Source organism: Vibrio sp. SG41-7 (assembly GCF_014164465.1).
Lineage (GTDB): Bacteria > Pseudomonadota > Gammaproteobacteria > Enterobacterales > Vibrionaceae > Vibrio > Vibrio splendidus.
This window is the reverse complement of sequence record NZ_JACJFF010000107.1, coordinates 1-16,430: the sequence shown is the minus strand read 5'-3', so window position 1 is coordinate 16,430 and position 16,430 is coordinate 1. Positions and strand designations below refer to the sequence as shown.

At 44.7% G+C, this 16,430-nt stretch carries 14 protein-coding genes; 5 read left to right on the top strand and 9 right to left on the bottom strand.

Translation table 11 applies throughout. The features are described from left to right. Positions 1-27: 27 nt before the first annotated feature. The 8 genes from yacG to nadC all read right to left on the bottom strand — a co-directional run bounded on the left by yacG (position 28) and on the right by nadC (position 7,120). Positions 28-225: a DNA gyrase inhibitor YacG gene (gene yacG / locus H5300_RS20710; protein ID WP_004735515.1), complete on the bottom strand. Its 198-nt coding sequence runs from the start codon at positions 223-225 to the stop codon at positions 28-30. An 81-nt stretch (positions 226-306) separates the two neighbouring features. Beyond that, positions 307-1,047: a cell division protein ZapD gene (gene zapD / locus H5300_RS20705; RefSeq protein WP_017087400.1), complete on the bottom strand. Its 741-nt coding sequence runs from the start codon at positions 1,045-1,047 to the stop codon at positions 307-309. Between the two features lie 26 nt (positions 1,048-1,073). Beyond that, positions 1,074-1,688: a dephospho-CoA kinase gene (gene coaE / locus H5300_RS20700; RefSeq protein ID WP_065205145.1), complete on the bottom strand. Its 615-nt coding sequence runs from the start codon at positions 1,686-1,688 to the stop codon at positions 1,074-1,076. Positions 1,689-1,690: 2 nt separating this feature from the next. Beyond that, the gene (locus H5300_RS20695; RefSeq protein WP_182796753.1) at positions 1,691-2,560 is read right to left on the bottom strand and encodes an A24 family peptidase; all 870 of its coding nucleotides are present in this window, start codon (positions 2,558-2,560) and stop codon (positions 1,691-1,693) included. A 67-nt stretch (positions 2,561-2,627) separates the two neighbouring features. Beyond that, entirely contained in the window at positions 2,628-3,857 is a 1,230-nt protein-coding gene (locus H5300_RS20690) for a type II secretion system F family protein (protein WP_182796752.1), read from the bottom strand. A gap of 15 nt (positions 3,858-3,872) precedes the next feature. After that, positions 3,873-5,558: a type IV-A pilus assembly ATPase PilB gene (gene pilB, locus H5300_RS20685; protein WP_182796751.1), complete on the bottom strand. Its 1,686-nt coding sequence runs from the start codon at positions 5,556-5,558 to the stop codon at positions 3,873-3,875. A gap of 5 nt (positions 5,559-5,563) precedes the next feature. Next, positions 5,564-5,974 (bottom strand): pilin, encoded by a 411-nt coding sequence (locus H5300_RS20680; RefSeq protein WP_102498675.1) that lies wholly within the window; start codon positions 5,972-5,974, stop codon positions 5,564-5,566. A 255-nt stretch (positions 5,975-6,229) separates the two neighbouring features. Further along, positions 6,230-7,120, bottom strand: coding sequence for a carboxylating nicotinate-nucleotide diphosphorylase (nadC, locus tag H5300_RS20675; protein WP_017079961.1), 891 nt, complete (start codon positions 7,118-7,120; stop codon positions 6,230-6,232). Positions 7,121-7,203: 83 nt separating this feature from the next. Here nadC and ampD point away from each other — a divergent pair, with 83 nt between their 5' ends. The 5 genes from ampD (at position 7,204) to lpdA (ending at position 15,376) form a co-directional block, all read left to right on the top strand. Next, the gene (gene ampD, locus H5300_RS20670; RefSeq protein WP_182796750.1) at positions 7,204-7,803 is read left to right on the top strand and encodes a 1,6-anhydro-N-acetylmuramyl-L-alanine amidase AmpD; all 600 of its coding nucleotides are present in this window, start codon (positions 7,204-7,206) and stop codon (positions 7,801-7,803) included. A 481-nt stretch (positions 7,804-8,284) separates the two neighbouring features. Further along, on the top strand, positions 8,285-9,046 hold the full coding sequence (gene pdhR / locus H5300_RS20665) for a pyruvate dehydrogenase complex transcriptional repressor PdhR (RefSeq protein WP_004735446.1): 762 nt from the start codon (positions 8,285-8,287) through the stop codon (positions 9,044-9,046). 62 nt (positions 9,047-9,108) lie between these two features. Then, complete coding sequence (aceE, locus tag H5300_RS20660) at positions 9,109-11,772, top strand: pyruvate dehydrogenase (acetyl-transferring), homodimeric type (protein WP_017087407.1); 2,664 nt, start codon at positions 9,109-9,111, stop codon at positions 11,770-11,772. A gap of 26 nt (positions 11,773-11,798) precedes the next feature. Next, complete coding sequence (gene aceF, locus H5300_RS20655; protein ID WP_182796749.1) at positions 11,799-13,706, top strand: pyruvate dehydrogenase complex dihydrolipoyllysine-residue acetyltransferase; 1,908 nt, start codon at positions 11,799-11,801, stop codon at positions 13,704-13,706. A gap of 242 nt (positions 13,707-13,948) precedes the next feature. Continuing rightward, positions 13,949-15,376: a dihydrolipoyl dehydrogenase gene (gene lpdA, locus H5300_RS20650; protein WP_004735450.1), complete on the top strand. Its 1,428-nt coding sequence runs from the start codon at positions 13,949-13,951 to the stop codon at positions 15,374-15,376. Positions 15,377-15,568: 192 nt separating this feature from the next. Here the strand turns inward: lpdA and H5300_RS20645 are convergent, their stop codons facing one another. Next, positions 15,569-16,174 (bottom strand): LuxR/HapR/OpaR family quorum-sensing transcriptional regulator, encoded by a 606-nt coding sequence (locus tag H5300_RS20645; protein ID WP_017079965.1) that lies wholly within the window; start codon positions 16,172-16,174, stop codon positions 15,569-15,571. Between the last annotated feature and the right edge of the window lie 256 nt (positions 16,175-16,430).

Genomic DNA, 16,430 nt, shown 5'->3' with positions numbered 1-16,430 from the left:
ACTTGCTACTTGCTACTCGCTACTCGCTTAGTGTGGGTCTTCCGACCAACCATCGCTATCTGACATGTCTGGTGCGCCAGCGATGCTGTTCTCTTCGTCTGCCCATTCACCGAAATCAATCATCTGACATTGCTTACTGCAAAACGGGCGGTGTGGGCTTTGTTCGCCCCATTCAACGTCGGCATTACATTGAGGGCATTTAACGATGGTGATTTTTTTCGACATAGTGATTCTTAATTAGAGGGTATTGTAAGAAAGAGTTTAGGCTCGAGCGAGGGCTTAAGCCAAACTATAAAAGGAAATTAATTAGCTGCAGACAGCCAATTCAAATTCGATGTCTTGAGTACAGGCTTGTCCTGTCTCAAAGCTCATGAACTTAACGGCAAAACGGTTTTTATGCCCGGAGATCATCGGGTAAGCACCGTATTGCATTGGAATAGAAAGGCGAAGGATATTCGCTTCATCAGCATCGCTCTGGAAGAAGCCTGCGCGAGCAATTTGCTCTTTAAAGTGACCAGTCTCTCTGGTGAGCTTTAACCATAGCGTTAGCGCTTCATACAGAGGCTGTAGGCTATCCATCCAAGCTTTGGCATCTCGCATTCTCTTATCGAGAGGAAGATGCAGCCAATAATGCAGTGCGGGTAAATCAAAGCAGCATGAGCCACCTGGCAAATTAAAGCGTTGACGTATGGCACTCAAGAAGCGGTCTTCTTTAAGTGACTGCCCAAAACGCTCCGCCTGCATCAGTTCACGATAGATGTTACTAATATCGTTGAGTAGTGAAGTCAGCATCTCTTGATCAACACCTTCAACATCTAACCAGCTTTTGTAGGTTACACGCTGCTTCTCAATATCTTTTGCGAGTTCACTCTTGAGCTGGATCTGTTCGAAGATTTCAATCAGATCAAAGATGGAACGGAAAAAGAGTTGATACTGTTGAGCATCGGAAAATGTAGAAGACAAGTGCAGCTGCCTCAAGAGTGATTCAACTCTTAAGTAGATGCGTGTTTTCTCATTTAGAGGATGTTCAAATTTGTGGGTGATCATCGAGCAAACCTTCATTCAACATTATTCTATTCTGACCCATCTACAGTACTGATTGCCAGATACTTTTGATGTAAATCTGTGATTTGAGGCAAAAGTTCTTGGTTTTTAGTATGGTTTTTAATCACGTCATCTGCAACTGCTAAGCGTTGTTCTCTTGAAGCCTGTGATTTTAAAATTGATGCCACTTGTTCCCTAGAAACATTATCACGACTCATCGTACGCTCTATTTGTACTTCTGTTGGCACATCAACGATTAATACGCGATCGGCCATGCTTTGCATTTGGTTTTCAACCAATAGCGGTGCGACTAATAAACCATAAGGGGATGTGACTTTAGACAGGTCACTGTCAATTTTGTTACGGATCATGGGATGAAGCAGGTCATTGAGCCATTGTTTCTCTGTGGGATCCGAGAAGATTAGCTCACGCAGCTTACTTCGGTTAAGTGATCCATCTTCAAGCAAGATCGTCTCACCAAAACGATCAGTAATCTGCTTTAAGCCGTCACTGCCCACTGCAACGACTTCGCGTGCAACGATATCAGCATCGACAATATCAATATTAAAATGCTCATTGAAGAGGTTAGCAACGGTGGTTTTTCCACTGGCGATACCACCACTTAATCCGATAATAATTGCCATGGTTAAATTCCTAGTACAGAAGTGAAATACCAGCCCATGATGTCGTTGCCCCACATCAAACTCACCCAACCCGCAATTGCAAGGTAAGGTCCAAATGGAAAGGCTTTATCTATACCTTGTTGTTTCAAGCGAAGTTGAATCAATCCGAAAACTAAGCCGACAAGTGAGGATAGAAGAATGATCATTGGGATATGTTGCCAACCAAGCCAGGCGCCAAGTGCAGCTAGTAACTTGAAATCACCGTAACCCATACCTTCTTTGCCTGTTAACAGCTTGAACAGCCAATAAACCGACCAAAGTGCTAGGTAGCCTGCCATTGCGCCAATCACGGAATCCTGAAGCGATACAGGGCTGATATTAAACAGAGCTAACGCGATACCAGACCAAACTAAAGGCAAGGTAATTTGATCAGGCAACAGCATAGTATCGAGATCGATAAAGGTTGCGGTAATCAATGCAAACGTGAAAAAAATCAAAGCAATGGCGTAGTAACTGAAACCAAAGTGGCTCGCGACTACGGTACAAAGTATCGCCGTAAGCAGTTCGACCAATGGATAACGAGCGCTGATTGGGTTAGCACAGCTATGGCACTTGCCCTTTAAGAACAACCAACTTAATACTGGAATATTGTCGATGATTCTTAATTGGGTTTTACATTTCGGGCAGGTAGAACGAGGGATACTGAGATTGAACTTTCCCTCTGGTGCTGGAATTTTATATTGAGAGAAATACTCCGAGCACTCTTGTTGCCACTCTCGTTCCATCATTATCGGTAAACGGTGGATGACTACGTTGAGGAAGCTGCCGATAAGAAGGCTAAAAATGAAAGCTAATACGGGGAATAGCCAAGGATAGTAGTGAAATACTTCCATAGTGTCCTTTACCACTTAATCAAGGTGAGCAGAGGTTGGCTGCTCATGGGTGTTTAGTTGCTTTTAACTATCCTAACACACTCATAAGATTAAAGATCGGTAAGTACATCGCGACAACAAGTCCGCCAACTACGGTGCCTAAAAATACGATGATCAGTGGCTCTAGAATCTTACCTAGGTTATCGACGGTGTTGTCTACTTCGAACTCGTAAATGGAGGCGACTTTATTGAGCATATCATCAAGATTTCCTGATTCTTCACCAATCATCACCATCTGCAAAACCATCTCCGGGAAGGCATTGGTATTGCGCATTGCAATGTACATCGGCATGCCTGCGGCAGTCTCACGGTGAACCTCAATGATGGCCGATTCATAATGTAGATTACCCGCCGTTTTAGCTGTTGTTTTAAGGCTGGTTAAGATGGGAATCCCAGAACTGAAACTGGTTGATAGCGTCCGGCTGAACTTTGCAATCGATGCCTTGGTTATGACAGCACCCAAGATAGGAAAACGTAAGCCAAGGCGACTGGTTGAAAGTCGAATCGAGTAGGATCGCTGACGCAGTTGCTGAAAAGACAGAATTAGTAAACCAATACCGATGGCACTATAGAAACTATAAGCCTGCATCCAATGGGAAAGATAAAGTACTTGCTGGGTGAACCAAGGTAAGTCTGCTCCGAAACCAGAAAACATCGATTCAAATTCAGGGATGACCATGGTCAGCATTAAGTAGGAAACGGTAAGGGCGACCGCAACAACCATTGCAGGATAGATGAGCGCCTTTATAACCTTGGATTTTAGTTGCTCACTCTTTTCACGATAGGTCGCCAAGCGTTCAAATACTTGTGCAAGGTTGCCGGAGAGTTCGCCTGTCGCGATCAAGTCGGTATAGAGGTCATCAAAGTGGCGGCTTGCGGTTCGCATCGCTTTTGAGATTGGCGTGCCGGCTTCTACACCTTTGCAGATGTGCGATAAAATCGATTTCATTTCTGCTTTGCGGTGATTGTCTGACACCAACTTGATGGCCTGCACGATCGGCACACCAGTCGCCAACATGGTAGCCAGTTGGCGAGTCAAAATAGTGATATCTTTGGCTTTGACTCGATGGGTTAAACGAGTGATTGCTGAGATGCTTTTCTTTTTGATTTTCTTAATCTGAATGTGCTGCTCTTTGAGCTTCTCTCGCACTTCTAATTCGGTGAGCGCTAAGCTCTGCCCAGACACTTTCTTGCCAGAACTATTGATTCCCTTCCAATGGTAGTTTTTTAGTTGTGATTGTTTGCTTTTACTACTCATTTTCGGCTCCGTGAATTATAGGTATAGAACACGTTGTAGCTCTTGATAGCTGGTGGTGCCTTCAAGCAGTTTATCTAGCCCTGATTCTTGTAAAGTTCTCATGCCTTCTCGGCGCGCTAAGTTTTCAATGGCTAACGCGTTCGGTTTTTCGATCAGGCTATTTTTCAATTGGTCGCTAAAAGGCATGACTTCATAGATACCGACTCGCCCCGAGTATCCCTGATTACACTCATTGCATCCTTGTGAGCTGGCTTTGTAGATGATTTGGCTATTGGGAATAGAGTGGCGTAGAAATATATCAGGCGAGTCATCAGTGGCTTTACAGTGGTCGCACAATCGTCTTGCCAGTCGTTGGGCGATAATCAGGCTTAATGATGAAGCGAGGTTAAAAGGTTCTATTCCCATATGAGAGAGGCGAGTCACCGTTTCTGCTGCCGAATTGGTGTGCAGTGTCGAAAGCACTAAGTGGCCTGTTTGCGAGGCTTTGATCGCGATCTCTGCGGTTTCCAAATCACGGATCTCTCCGACCATCACCACATCAGGATCTTGTCGTAAAAATGATCGCAATGCTTCAGCGAAACCAAAGCCGATCTTAGGTGACACTTGTACCTGATTGATACCACACAGGTTGATTTCAACAGGGTCTTCGGCTGTTGAGATGTTGCGTTCAGTGGTGTTGAGCACTCGAAGGCCAGTATAAAGAGAAACCGTTTTACCGCTGCCGGTTGGACCGGTCATTAAGATCATACCTTGCGGGCGTTTCAATGCATTAAGGTAGAGTGCTTTTTGATCCTCGCTGTAACCGAGCTTATCGATATCGAGATTGGCAGCGCTGCTGTCTAAAAGACGAAGAACGATCTTTTCTCCCCATAATGTTGGCAGTGTAGATACACGCATATCAATCGCCAGTTCGTCGTTTAAACGTAATTTAATACGACCATCTTGAGGTAAGCGACGCTCGGCGATATCGAGTTTGGCGAGAATCTTCAGGCGAGCCGATAGGCGACGACTTAAGTGAGAAGCGGGCTGTTGAATTTCGACAAGGATGCCATCGCAACGTAGACGTACGCGGTAGTTTTCTTCATAAGGTTCGAAGTGGATATCCGATGCGCCTTTACGTGCTGCATCGACTAGAATCTGATTGATAAAGCGACTGACAGGGGAGTCATCTTGGCTGAGGTCTTCAATCGAAGTTATCTCGTCATCAGATATCTCAACAAGGTTAGCGAGCTCATCTTGGGTGATCTCTTTGCGCTTTGAGTCTTGCCCGGAAATCGAACGGCCATACAGCTTTCGTATTGCGCCTTCTAATTCAGAGTAATTAGCGACAACCAATTCGATCTGCAATCCTGTCGCAAATCGAAAGTCATCTTCAGCTTGTAAATCGGTCGGGTCAGCAGAGGCGAGTGTGAGAGTGGAGCTAGAAACTGAAATTGGAATGGCGCGATACTTGGTGATCAACTCACGAAGCCCCAATTGCTCACACAAGGTTTCGTAGTCAGTACTGGCTAGTTGCACTAACGGTAAGCCGAAGATGGTTTTGATATTGTTTGCTAAGGAATCGCCGCTGAAGAGATCCAGAACGAGCAAAGCTTCAGGTGTAGATATATCTGAAGCATGTATATGTTCCGCAACGGCTTGTTCTTGAGTCAGACTAAGTAAGTTAGCCTGACGGAGAACGGTTGGGAGGTTGGTTAGCATTAAATTTAGCTGCAACCTTCAACTGATGGAACGCCAGAGTCTGGGTCGCATGACCAGCCAGTATTATCATCTCTTGTCATAGTTAACTTTTTGTCTTTGAGGCTCCCATCGTTAAATTTGAATTCAATCGACTTTTTATCAGTACCAATAGATAGTGTTCCTAGAGTATTGGAACCCGCAGATACCCCAAGGAGGGTTATCGCACCACTGATATCCCCTTCCTCTTGAATGATAAGTTCAGCGGGCGTGACAAGTGATTTAATTGTAGCTAGTGCAGATGAAACCTGACTTTTTGTTACATAGTCTTTATATGCAGGCACAGCTATCGCCGATAACACCCCAATAATTGCCACCACAATCATCAATTCAATCAGCGTAAAGCCTTTCTGATTTGTTCTTTTGTTTTTGTTTTTCATTGTTCTATTCCATTGTTTAGTTTGTTTCAGTGCACGCACTGGTTGATGGAAAGAATAGAAGTCGAGATGGGGAAGTGGAATGGTGTTCAGGTTTGGTCGCGAGTGGTTTCGTGTTTATTAGTGTGGTGTTTCATATGGCGCGCAAAATTATGCGACCAACTTAAATAAGTGATTGAAATACTGATAAATTAGGCAATAAAAAAGGCACGGTAGTTAACCGTGCCTTTATGAATAAGTTATTTATATTTCAATAGATTAAGCTTTGAATCTCATTGATAAATCCATCGCTTTTAAGTGCTTAGTGAGTGCACCAACAGAGATGTAATCAACACCCGTTTCAGCGAACTCTGCGATAGTGTCTAATGTGACGTTACCTGAGTTTTCTAATGCAGCACGGCCCGCATTGATTTTAACCGCTTCGCGCATCATGTCTGTGGTGAAGTTGTCTAGCATGATGATGTCTGCGCCAGCGCTGATCGCTTGCTCTAGCTCTGCTAGGCTTTCCGTTTCAACTTCCACAGGTTTACCTGGGTTTAGCTCTTTTGCAGTAGAGATAGCTTTCTCAATGCCACCACAGGCGATGATGTGGTTTTCTTTGATTAGGTAAGCATCAAAAACGCCAATGCGGTGGTTGAAACCGCCACCACAAGCGACAGCGTATTTTAGTGCGCTGCGAAGGCCAGGAATTGTTTTGCGAGTGTCTAACAGGCGGCATTCTGTGTGCTTAACTTTGTCTGCGTAGATCGCTGTTGTTGTCGCACAGCCAGATAGCGTTTGAATGAAGTTCATTGCATTACGCTCGCCAGTTAATAGTGCACGTGCTGGGCCAGTTAAGCTACAAAGCGTTTGGTTTGGTTCAACTTTGTCGCCATCTTCTACGTTCCACTCGATAGTCACTTCTCCGCCCAACTGCTTAAACACTTCATCAGCCCAAGCTTTACCACAGAACACACCGTGCTCACGCGTAATGATGGTTGCGCTGTTGATTGCGTCTGCGGGAATTAGACTTGCCGTGATATCAGCCGCTGGATCTAACGTTCCGCCTAGATCTTCTTTGATGGTCTCAGCCACTGAGCGAGTGATCTCTAGCGGCAGTTGCTCTTTTAAGTAATCAAGGCGTTGGTGGCTGTTATGTGTGTTTTTCATCGCAAATCTAATCTTGAAAGGGAGTGGGAATGGAATGATACTCTTGCTTAACTTCAAATTAAAGAGGCTAGCGCGACTGCTCTATGGGCAACGTCACATCTTATTGTGCTAGCAGAAAAGAAAGTGAGACTAAGATGACGATCAGCTCCAACGGATGGTATGACAACGCTCGGCATGTTCCTTCCCCTTATTTTGATGCAAGGCCAAAGGGTGACGATATTTCTTTGCTGGTGGTCCACAATATCAGTTTACCACCGGGTCAATTTGGTGGGCCTCACATCGAACAGTTTTTTACGGGAAAACTTGACCCCACTGAGCATCCGTTTTTTAAGGTGATTCACCAAATGGGCGTCTCGGCACATTGCTTGATTCGTCGCGATGGGGAAGTGGTGCAGTTCGTTTCTTTCTTAGATCGAGCTTGGCATGCGGGTCAATCGAGCTTCGCTGGCCGTGAAAGATGTAATGACTACTCGATTGGCATTGAACTGGAAGGCAGTGACTTTGTGGCTTACACCGAGCAGCAGTATCAAGCGCTTACCCAATTAACGGAAACACTGGTATCGAGCTTCCCTCAAATTACCACTGAACGAATCACAGGCCACCAATATATTGCGCCTCTGCGCAAAACCGATCCTGGCTTGGTTTTCGACTGGCAGAAATTTAAAGAAAAGCTCAAGGGCTAAGCCTCAACTTTAAGATAGCCTTACTGCTGTTAGGCGTTGAATAGTCAACGCCTGGCATAATGACTTGTGAATTTTTGTTGTTGCTATGTAAAGAAAGTGGTGGAGAGGAGAGCATCAATAAATCGAGAGTGTGACGAGCTTATCAAACGCTAATTTATTAAAACTTATGAACAGAATTTCCATCCTAAATGTGCGCTTGGTTTGATTTTTAAACAAGTGGCACTAATCTTTCTGAAACAATTCATTTTTATCCTGAAACTTTCTAGCACGAAACCTCCCCAAAAGTATTACCCCTGTAAATGGTAAGACCAATTTGGTTGCTGTTTTAAATTTCATTTGTTAAATCATGGTTAATTCATGCTGTGTTCTATGATGCAGGTCAATTTTGCACTGGACAGTGGCGTTTTAATTATGTTAATTTCTGCCCAACTTAAAATTGGTATTACCAATTGTCAGCGAAGAAAAAGAAGAACAACAAACTATGGCTTATCAAAGGATTCGTCAGCCAAAACTCTCGGACGTTATCGAACAAGAGTTAGAAAGGTTGATAGTGGAAGGAACACTGGCTCCAGGGCAGCAGTTGCCGCCTGAGCGCGAACTAGCGAAACAGTTCGATGTGTCTCGTCCTTCAATCCGAGAAGCGATACAACGTTTAGAAGCAAAACGCTTGCTTACTCGCCGTCAAGGTGGAGGTACGTTTGTTAGCGAAAATATCTGGAAAAGCTTTTCAGATCCTTTGCTTAATTTGTTGTCGTCCCATTCTGAAACCCAACTAGACTTGTTGGAATCGCGTCATGCGATGGAAGGGATTTCGGCTTACTTTGCGGCATTGCGTGGCACTGATGAAGACTTTGCTCGAATTCAAGCATGCCAAGAAAAAATTCACGGCGCGCAAGATAAGGGTGATATTGAAGCCGAATCTGCAGCAGTGATGGCTTTTCTTATTGCTTTAACAGAGGCAGCGCACAATGTGGTGTTATTACACATTGTTCGTAGTTTGGCTCCGTTACTCGAACAAAATGTCTTAGAAAATTTAAAGCTGTTGCATCGTCGTAAAGACGTTGTGGAGAAAGTGAGTATACATCGAGCTAACATTGTAGATGCGATCGTTTCAGGGCAGCCAGAACAGGCGCGTGAAATGTCACATTCTCATTTAGCTTACATCGAAGAAACATTGATGGATTTGACCAAAGAAGAATCGCGCCGCGAACGTTCTTTACGTCGAATTCAACAGGGTAAATAGCCGTAATACTTCGGTTATTTACGTGTTTAGTAGAATCCAACTAACAAAAAGGATAGATCGCCATGTCTGACATGAAGCATGACGTTGATGCTCTGGAAACTCAAGATTGGTTAGAAGCTCTTGAGTCAGTAGTACGTGAAGAAGGTGTAGAACGTGCACAGTTTTTACTAGAACAAGTTCTAGATAAAGCGCGTTTAGATGGTGTTGATATGGCTACAGGCATCAACACAAACTACATCAACACAATTCCAGCAGCACAAGAGCCAGCTTACCCTGGTGACGTAACTCTTGAGCGTCGTATTCGTTCGATTATTCGCTGGAACGCAATCATGATTGTATTGCGTGCTTCTAAGAAAGACCTAGACCTTGGTGGTCACATGGCTTCTTACCAGTCAGCTGCAGCGTTCTACGAAGTATGTTTCAACCACTTCTTCCGTGCTCCAAACGAGACAGACGGTGGCGATCTAGTTTATTACCAAGGTCACATCTCTCCAGGTATCTACTCTCGTGCATTCGTTGAAGGTCGTCTAACTGAAGAACAGCTAGATAACTTCCGTCAAGAAGTTGATGGTAAAGGTATCCCTTCTTACCCGCACCCGAAACTGATGCCTGAGTTCTGGCAGTTCCCTACTGTATCTATGGGTCTTGGTCCGATCTCTGCGATCTACCAAGCGCGCTTCCTTAAGTACCTTGACGGCCGTGGCCTGAAAGAAACTTCAGCGCAACGCGTATACGCGTTCCTAGGTGACGGTGAGATGGATGAGCCAGAATCACGTGGTGCTATCTCTTTCGCTGCGCGTGAGAAGCTAGACAACCTATGTTTCCTAATCAACTGTAACCTACAGCGTCTAGACGGCCCTGTAATGGGTAACGGTAGCATCATCCAAGAACTTGAAGGCCTATTTAAAGGCGCAGGTTGGAACGTTGTTAAAGTTATCTGGGGTAGCAACTGGGATTCACTACTGGCTAAAGACACGACTGGTAAGCTTCTTCAACTAATGAACGAAACTATCGATGGTGACTACCAGACATTCAAATCTAAAGATGGCGCATACGTACGTGAGCACTTCTTTGGTAAGTACCCAGAAACAGCTGCACTAGTTGCAGACATGACTGATGACGAAATCTTCGCTCTTAAACGTGGTGGTCATGATTCTTCTAAACTGTTTGCTGCATTCAACAATGCACAAGAGACAAACGGTAAGCCAACTGTAATCCTAGCTAAGACTGTTAAAGGTTACGGCATGGGTGATGCGGCTGAAGGTAAGAACATTGCACACGGTGTTAAGAAAATGGACATGACTCATGTTCAACACCTACGTGATCGCCTAGGCCTAGAAGACCTTCTTTCTGATGAGAAAATCACAGAGCTTCCTTACCTGAAGTTAGAAGAAGGCACGCCTGAATACGAATACATGCACGCTCGTCGTAACGCTCTTCACGGTTACACGCCTGCACGTCTTCCTAAGTTTACTCAAGAGTTCAAGGTTCCTGAGCTAGACGCATTCGCACCTCTACTAGGTGAGCAGAAGCGTGATATCTCTACAACTATGGCTTATGTACGTACGCTAAACATCCTTCTTAAAGATAAGAACATTGGTAAGAACATTGTTCCTATCATCTGTGATGAAGCTCGTACATTCGGTATGGAAGGTCTATTCCGTCAGGTTGGTATCTACAACCCACACGGTCAAGAATACACACCTGAAGATAAAGGCATCGTTTCTTACTACAAAGAAGCAACGTCTGGTCAAGTTCTTCAAGAAGGTATCAACGAGCTAGGTTCTATGGCTTCATGGGTTGCTGCTGCAACATCATACAGCACAAACGATCTACCGATGATCCCGTTCTACATCTACTACTCAATGTTCGGTTTCCAACGCATTGGCGACATGGCTTGGTTAGCAGGCGACCAACAAGCTCGTGGCTTCCTACTAGGTGCTACTGCAGGTCGTACAACACTGAATGGCGAAGGTCTACAGCACGAAGATGGTCACTCGCACATTCAAGCGAACACGATCCCTAACTGTATCTCTTACGACCCAACGTTTGCTTACGAGCTAGCGGTTATCATGCAAGACGGTATCCGTCGCATGTACGGTGAGAACCAAGAGAACGTTTACTACTACCTAACAGTAATGAACGAGAACTACGCAATGCCAGCAATGCCAGAAGGCGCTGAAGAAGGCATTCGTAAGGGTATCTACAAGCTTGAATCTCACGCTGGTGCTAAGGGCAAAGTTCAACTAATGAGCTCTGGTACTATCATGAACGAAGCGCGTAAAGCGGCTGAAATTCTAAGCGAAGAGTACGGCGTAGCATCTGACGTATTCTCTGTAACGTCGTTCAACGAACTAACTCGTGACGGCCAAGCAGTAGAGCGTGACAACATGCTTCACCCAGAAGCTGAAGAGAAAGTACCGTACATCACGACTGTTCTTGGTAAAGAACCTGCAATCGCAGTGACTGACTACATGAAGAACTACGCTGAGCAAGTACGTGCGTACATGCCAACTGAGTCTTACAAAGTACTTGGTACAGATGGTTTCGGCCGTTCTGACAGCCGTGCAAACCTACGTCGTCACTTCGAAGTTAACGCTGGCTACATCGTAGTTGCAGCTCTAACTGAACTGGCTAAACGTGGTGATATCGAGAAGTCTGTAGTTGCACAAGCAATTGCTAAGTTCGATATCGACACTGAAAAAACTAACCCGCAATACGCATAAGACTGGCATTAAGGTAGGTAAATACAATGACAATCGAAATTAATGTACCAGACATCGGTGCTGACGAGGTTGAAGTAACTGAGATTCTTGTAAACGTTGGCGACAAGGTTGAAGAAGAGCAGTCACTGATCACTGTTGAAGGCGACAAAGCTTCAATGGAAGTTCCTGCGTCTCAAGCGGGTATCGTTAAAGAAATCAAGATTTCAGAAGGTGATTCTGTTTCTACTGGTTCTCTTATCATGATCTTCGAAGCGGAAGGTGCTGCAGCAGCACCGGCTGCTCCAGCAGTTGAAGCGGCGGCACCAGTTGCAGCTGCTCCTGCAGCAGCTGAGCTTAAAGAAGTTCACGTTCCTGATATCGGCGGTGATGAAGTTGAAGTAACTGAAATCATGGTAGCTATTGGCGACGCAGTAGAAGAAGAGCAATCTCTTCTTACTGTTGAAGGTGACAAGGCTTCAATGGAAGTTCCTGCACCATTCGCTGGTATCGTTAAAGAAATCAAGATCGCTTCTGGTGATTCAGTATCTACTGGTTCTCTAGTAATGGTATTTGAAGTGGCAGGTTCTGGCGCTCCAGTTGCAGCAGCTCCTGCTCCAGCGGCAGCTCCTGCTCCAGCGGCAGCACCAGTTGCAGCGGCTCCAGCAGCATCTGCTGAGAAAGAAGTGAACGTTCCTGATATCGGTGGCGACGAAGTAGAAGTTACTGAAATCATGGTAGCGGTTGGCGATACAGTAGAAGAAGAGCAATCTCTAATTACTGTTGAAGGCGACAAAGCTTCAATGGAAGTGCCTGCACCATTCGCTGGTACAGTAAAAGAAATCAAGATTGCAGCTGGCGACAAAGTGTCAACAGGCTCTTCAATCATGACTTTCGTTGTTGAAGGCGCAGCTCCAGTAGCAGTAGCGGCTTCCGCTCCAGCACAAGCAGCAGCTCCGGCAGCAGCACCTGCTCCTAAAGCAGAAGCAGTAGCTCCAGCAGCTGGCGACTTCCAAGAGAACGGTGACTACGCGCACGCTTCTCCAGTTGTTCGTCGTCTTGCTCGCGAATTTGGCGTTAACCTTTCTAAGGTTAAAGGTACTGGTCGTAAGAGCCGTATCCTTAAAGAAGACGTTCAGTCTTACGTTAAAGATGCACTTAAGCGTCTAGAGTCTGGTGCTGCAGCATCTGGCAAAGGCGGCGACGGTTCTGCTCTTGGTCTACTACCGTGGCCAAAAGTTGACTTCAGCAAGTTCGGCGAAACTGAAGTTCAGAAGCTTTCTAAGATTAAGAAGATCTCTGGCGCTAACCTGCACCGTAACTGGGTAATGATCCCGCACGTTACACAGTGGGACAATGCAGATATCACTGAGCTAGAAGCATTCCGTAAAGAACAGAACGCAATCGAAGCGAAGAAAGACACTGGTATGAAGATCACTCCACTTGTGTTCATCATGAAAGCTGTTGCTAAAGCGCTAGAAGCATTCCCAGCGTTTAACTCTTCTCTATCTGACGATGGCGAAAGCATCATTCTTAAGAAGTACGTAAACGTGGGTATCGCAGTTGATACACCAAACGGCCTAGTTGTTCCTGTTTTCAAAGACGTGAACAAGAAAGGTATTTACGAGCTATCTGAAGAACTAATGGTTGTTTCTAAGAAAGCACGCTCTGGTAAGCTAACAGCAGCAGACATGCAAGGCGGTTGTTTCACAATCTCTAGCCTTGGTGGTATTGGCGGTACTGCATTTACTCCAATCGTAAATGCTCCAGAAGTAGGTATCCTAGGTGTATCTAAGTCTGAGATTAAGCCAGTTTGGAATGGTAAAGAGTTCCAACCACGTCTACAGCTTCCACTGTCTCTATCATACGATCACCGCGTGATCGATGGTGCTGAAGGTGCACGCTTCATTACTTTCCTAAACAGCGCACTATCTGACATTCGTCGTCTAGTACTGTAATTGAGAAAGTAATTATTAAGGTGACTTTCGGGTCACCTTAATTCTTTATATAAAGACTATTTTTAGAGAACAGTTTCCGGCATTTCTCATAAACTGCGGGGGAATTGTTGTCTAGCTCACAGGCTAACTTAAAGCTACTTTCACACTGTTAACATCTCTGTAAAATGTTTCCTGTTTGAAAGCCCAATAATTTTAAGAACATCTACTCAGCCTGTTAGGGATAATGACTACAAGAGGTCACAATGAGCAAAGAAATTAAAGCCCAAGTTGTTGTACTTGGTTCAGGTCCTGCTGGCTACTCAGCGGCATTCCGTTGTGCGGATTTAGGTCTAGAAACAGTACTAGTTGAACGTTACAGCACTCTTGGTGGTGTATGTCTAAACGTTGGTTGTATTCCATCAAAAGCACTTCTTCACGTATCTAAAGTAATTGAAGAAGCAAAAGCGATGGCAGAGCACGGCGTTGTATTCGGCGAGCCACAAACGGACATCAACAAAGTTCGTATCTGGAAAGACAAAGTAGTTGATCAACTGACTGGCGGTCTTGGCGGTATGGCTAAGATGCGTAATGTTACTGTTGTTAACGGTTTCGGTAAGTTTACTGGTCCTAACAGCATCGAAGTTGTTGGCGAAGAAACGACAACAATTAACTTTGATAATGCAATCATTGCAGCGGGTTCTCGCCCAATCAAACTTCCTTTCATCCCACATGAAGACCCACGTATTTGGGATTCTACGGATGCACTAGAACTAAACGAAGTACCAGAAAAACTGCTTATCATGGGCGGCGGTATCATCGGTCTTGAGATGGGTACGGTTTACCACTCTCTAGGTTCTAAAGTTGAAGTTGTTGAGATGTTCGATCAAGTTATCCCTGCTGCGGATAAAGACATCGTTAAAGTCTTCACTAAGCGCATCAAGAACAAGTTCAAGCTAATGCTTGAAACTAAAGTTACTGCTGTTGAAGCGAAAGAAGACGGTATCTACGTTTCAATGGAAGGCAAAAAAGCACCAGCTGAAGCTGAGCGCTACGATGCTGTTCTTGTTGCTATCGGTCGTGTTCCAAACGGTGCACTTATCGACGCTGAAAAAGCGGGTATCGAAGTTGATGAGCGTGGTTTCATCAATGTTGATAAGCAAATGCGTACTAACGTTCCTCACATCCACGCGATCGGTGACGTTGTTGGTCAACCAATGCTTGCTCACAAAGGTGTGCATGAAGGTCACGTAGCTGCTGAAGTTATCTCTGGTAAGAAGCACTACTTCGATCCTAAAGTAATTCCATCAATTGCGTATACTGAGCCAGAAGTTGCTTGGGTAGGTAAGACTGAGAAAGAAGCGAAAGCGGAAGGCCTGAACTACGAAGTTGCTACTTTCCCTTGGGCTGCTTCTGGTCGTGCAATCGCTTCAGACTGTGCTGACGGTATGACTAAGATGATCTTCGATAAAGATACTCATCGCGTAATCGGTGGTGCTGTTGTTGGTACTAACGGTGGTGAACTTCTTGGCGAAATCGGCCTAGCAATCGAAATGGGTTGTGATGCAGAAGATATCGCTCTTACTATCCACGCTCACCCAACTCTACACGAGTCTGTTGGTCTAGCTGCGGAAGTATTCGAAGGTTCAATCACTGACCTTCCAAACAAAAAAGCAGTAAAAAAGAAGAAGTAATTCTTCTTTAGCCACTCGCTAATGTTTTTAAAAGCCGCTGATTCGTCAGCGGTTTTTTTATATCTGAAGTAAGGAACAGGAACGTTTCACTCCGAGATGCGAGTACGCTGCGCTTCGGGATGCGAAGAGCCATTCCATTCTATAAAAAAAGGGTTGACCGATTAGGCCAACCCTTAAATTATTTACTCGAATCTACTTATAAATGCACAGCATGTTCAAGTAACTATCCGTTAAGCTTGAAAGCTCTTCTGGCGTTTCTACACGTTTCGCTTGAATGAACAGTGAGTAGCAGATGCCGTGGAATAGGTTCGCTAGATGTTTAGGATCGTGATCGTCGCAAACTTCGCCGCGTTCAATCGCTTTGCTAAACATGTTTTGTACTAACATTTGGTTAGTGCGGTTGGTGGTTACGAATAGAGGCCATACTTCATCACGAGTCGAAGCGCTCCATTCAAACCATACGTTCAACCAATGGCTATCGTGAGCCACTAACGTCACCATTTCAGTCGCAATATTATGTAGGTTTTGTTTTGCGTGAATATCCAGATCGATATTGTCTGAAAGGAAGTTAGAGAATTGGCGTACAACGTGATTTAGTACTTCATCAACCAGATCTTCACGGGTCGGGAAGTAGTTAAATACGGTTGCTACAGACACCTGAGCGATGTCTGCAATATCAGCGTGTCCACCACGACCAATACCGCGGCGAGAGAATACCTCAAGAGCGATTTCCATCAATTGAAGTTTTCTTTTTAAAGGTGAAAGCCTAGTTCTAGGTCTCTTAGATATTGAGTCCATTTTATTTTCCTTGCCAACGAAATTTTTATATTAATGATTTTATTATTATTTAAGCCAAGATGAGTGTAATGGTGCATATGCGAATGGTCAATCCTTTGAGCTTGTTTTATAGACAGTTACATCAAACTTGATACATATACCCGTGATCATTGAAGGTGCTTGATTTTAGCCAAAATGAGGATCATGCTAGGTGACATGAAAATAACACTATCCAATGAACAAAAAATCACGCTGATTAACCAACACGATACGACTC

Bases quoted from the DNA above. Each gene is read 5' to 3' on its own strand.
- yacG (WP_004735515.1), bottom strand. From the start codon at position 225: ATGTCGAAAAAAATCACCATCGTTAAATGCCCTCAATGTAATGCCGAC.
- zapD (WP_017087400.1), bottom strand. From the start codon at position 1,047: ATGATCACCCACAAATTTGAACATCCTCTAAATGAGAAAACACGCATC.
- coaE (WP_065205145.1), bottom strand. From the start codon at position 1,688: ATGGCAATTATTATCGGATTAAGTGGTGGTATCGCCAGTGGAAAAACC.
- H5300_RS20695 (WP_182796753.1), bottom strand. From the start codon at position 2,560: ATGGAAGTATTTCACTACTATCCTTGGCTATTCCCCGTATTAGCTTTC.
- H5300_RS20690 (WP_182796752.1), bottom strand. From the start codon at position 3,857: ATGAGTAGTAAAAGCAAACAATCACAACTAAAAAACTACCATTGGAAG.
- pilB (WP_182796751.1), bottom strand. From the start codon at position 5,558: ATGCTAACCAACCTCCCAACCGTTCTCCGTCAGGCTAACTTACTTAGT.
- H5300_RS20680 (WP_102498675.1), bottom strand. From the start codon at position 5,974: ATGAAAAACAAAAACAAAAGAACAAATCAGAAAGGCTTTACGCTGATT.
- nadC (WP_017079961.1), bottom strand. From the start codon at position 7,120: ATGAAAAACACACATAACAGCCACCAACGCCTTGATTACTTAAAAGAG.
- ampD (WP_182796750.1), top strand. From the start codon at position 7,204: ATGGGCAACGTCACATCTTATTGTGCTAGCAGAAAAGAAAGTGAGACT.
- pdhR (WP_004735446.1), top strand. From the start codon at position 8,285: ATGGCTTATCAAAGGATTCGTCAGCCAAAACTCTCGGACGTTATCGAA.
- aceE (WP_017087407.1), top strand. From the start codon at position 9,109: ATGTCTGACATGAAGCATGACGTTGATGCTCTGGAAACTCAAGATTGG.
- aceF (WP_182796749.1), top strand. From the start codon at position 11,799: ATGACAATCGAAATTAATGTACCAGACATCGGTGCTGACGAGGTTGAA.
- lpdA (WP_004735450.1), top strand. From the start codon at position 13,949: ATGAGCAAAGAAATTAAAGCCCAAGTTGTTGTACTTGGTTCAGGTCCT.
- H5300_RS20645 (WP_017079965.1), bottom strand. From the start codon at position 16,174: ATGGACTCAATATCTAAGAGACCTAGAACTAGGCTTTCACCTTTAAAA.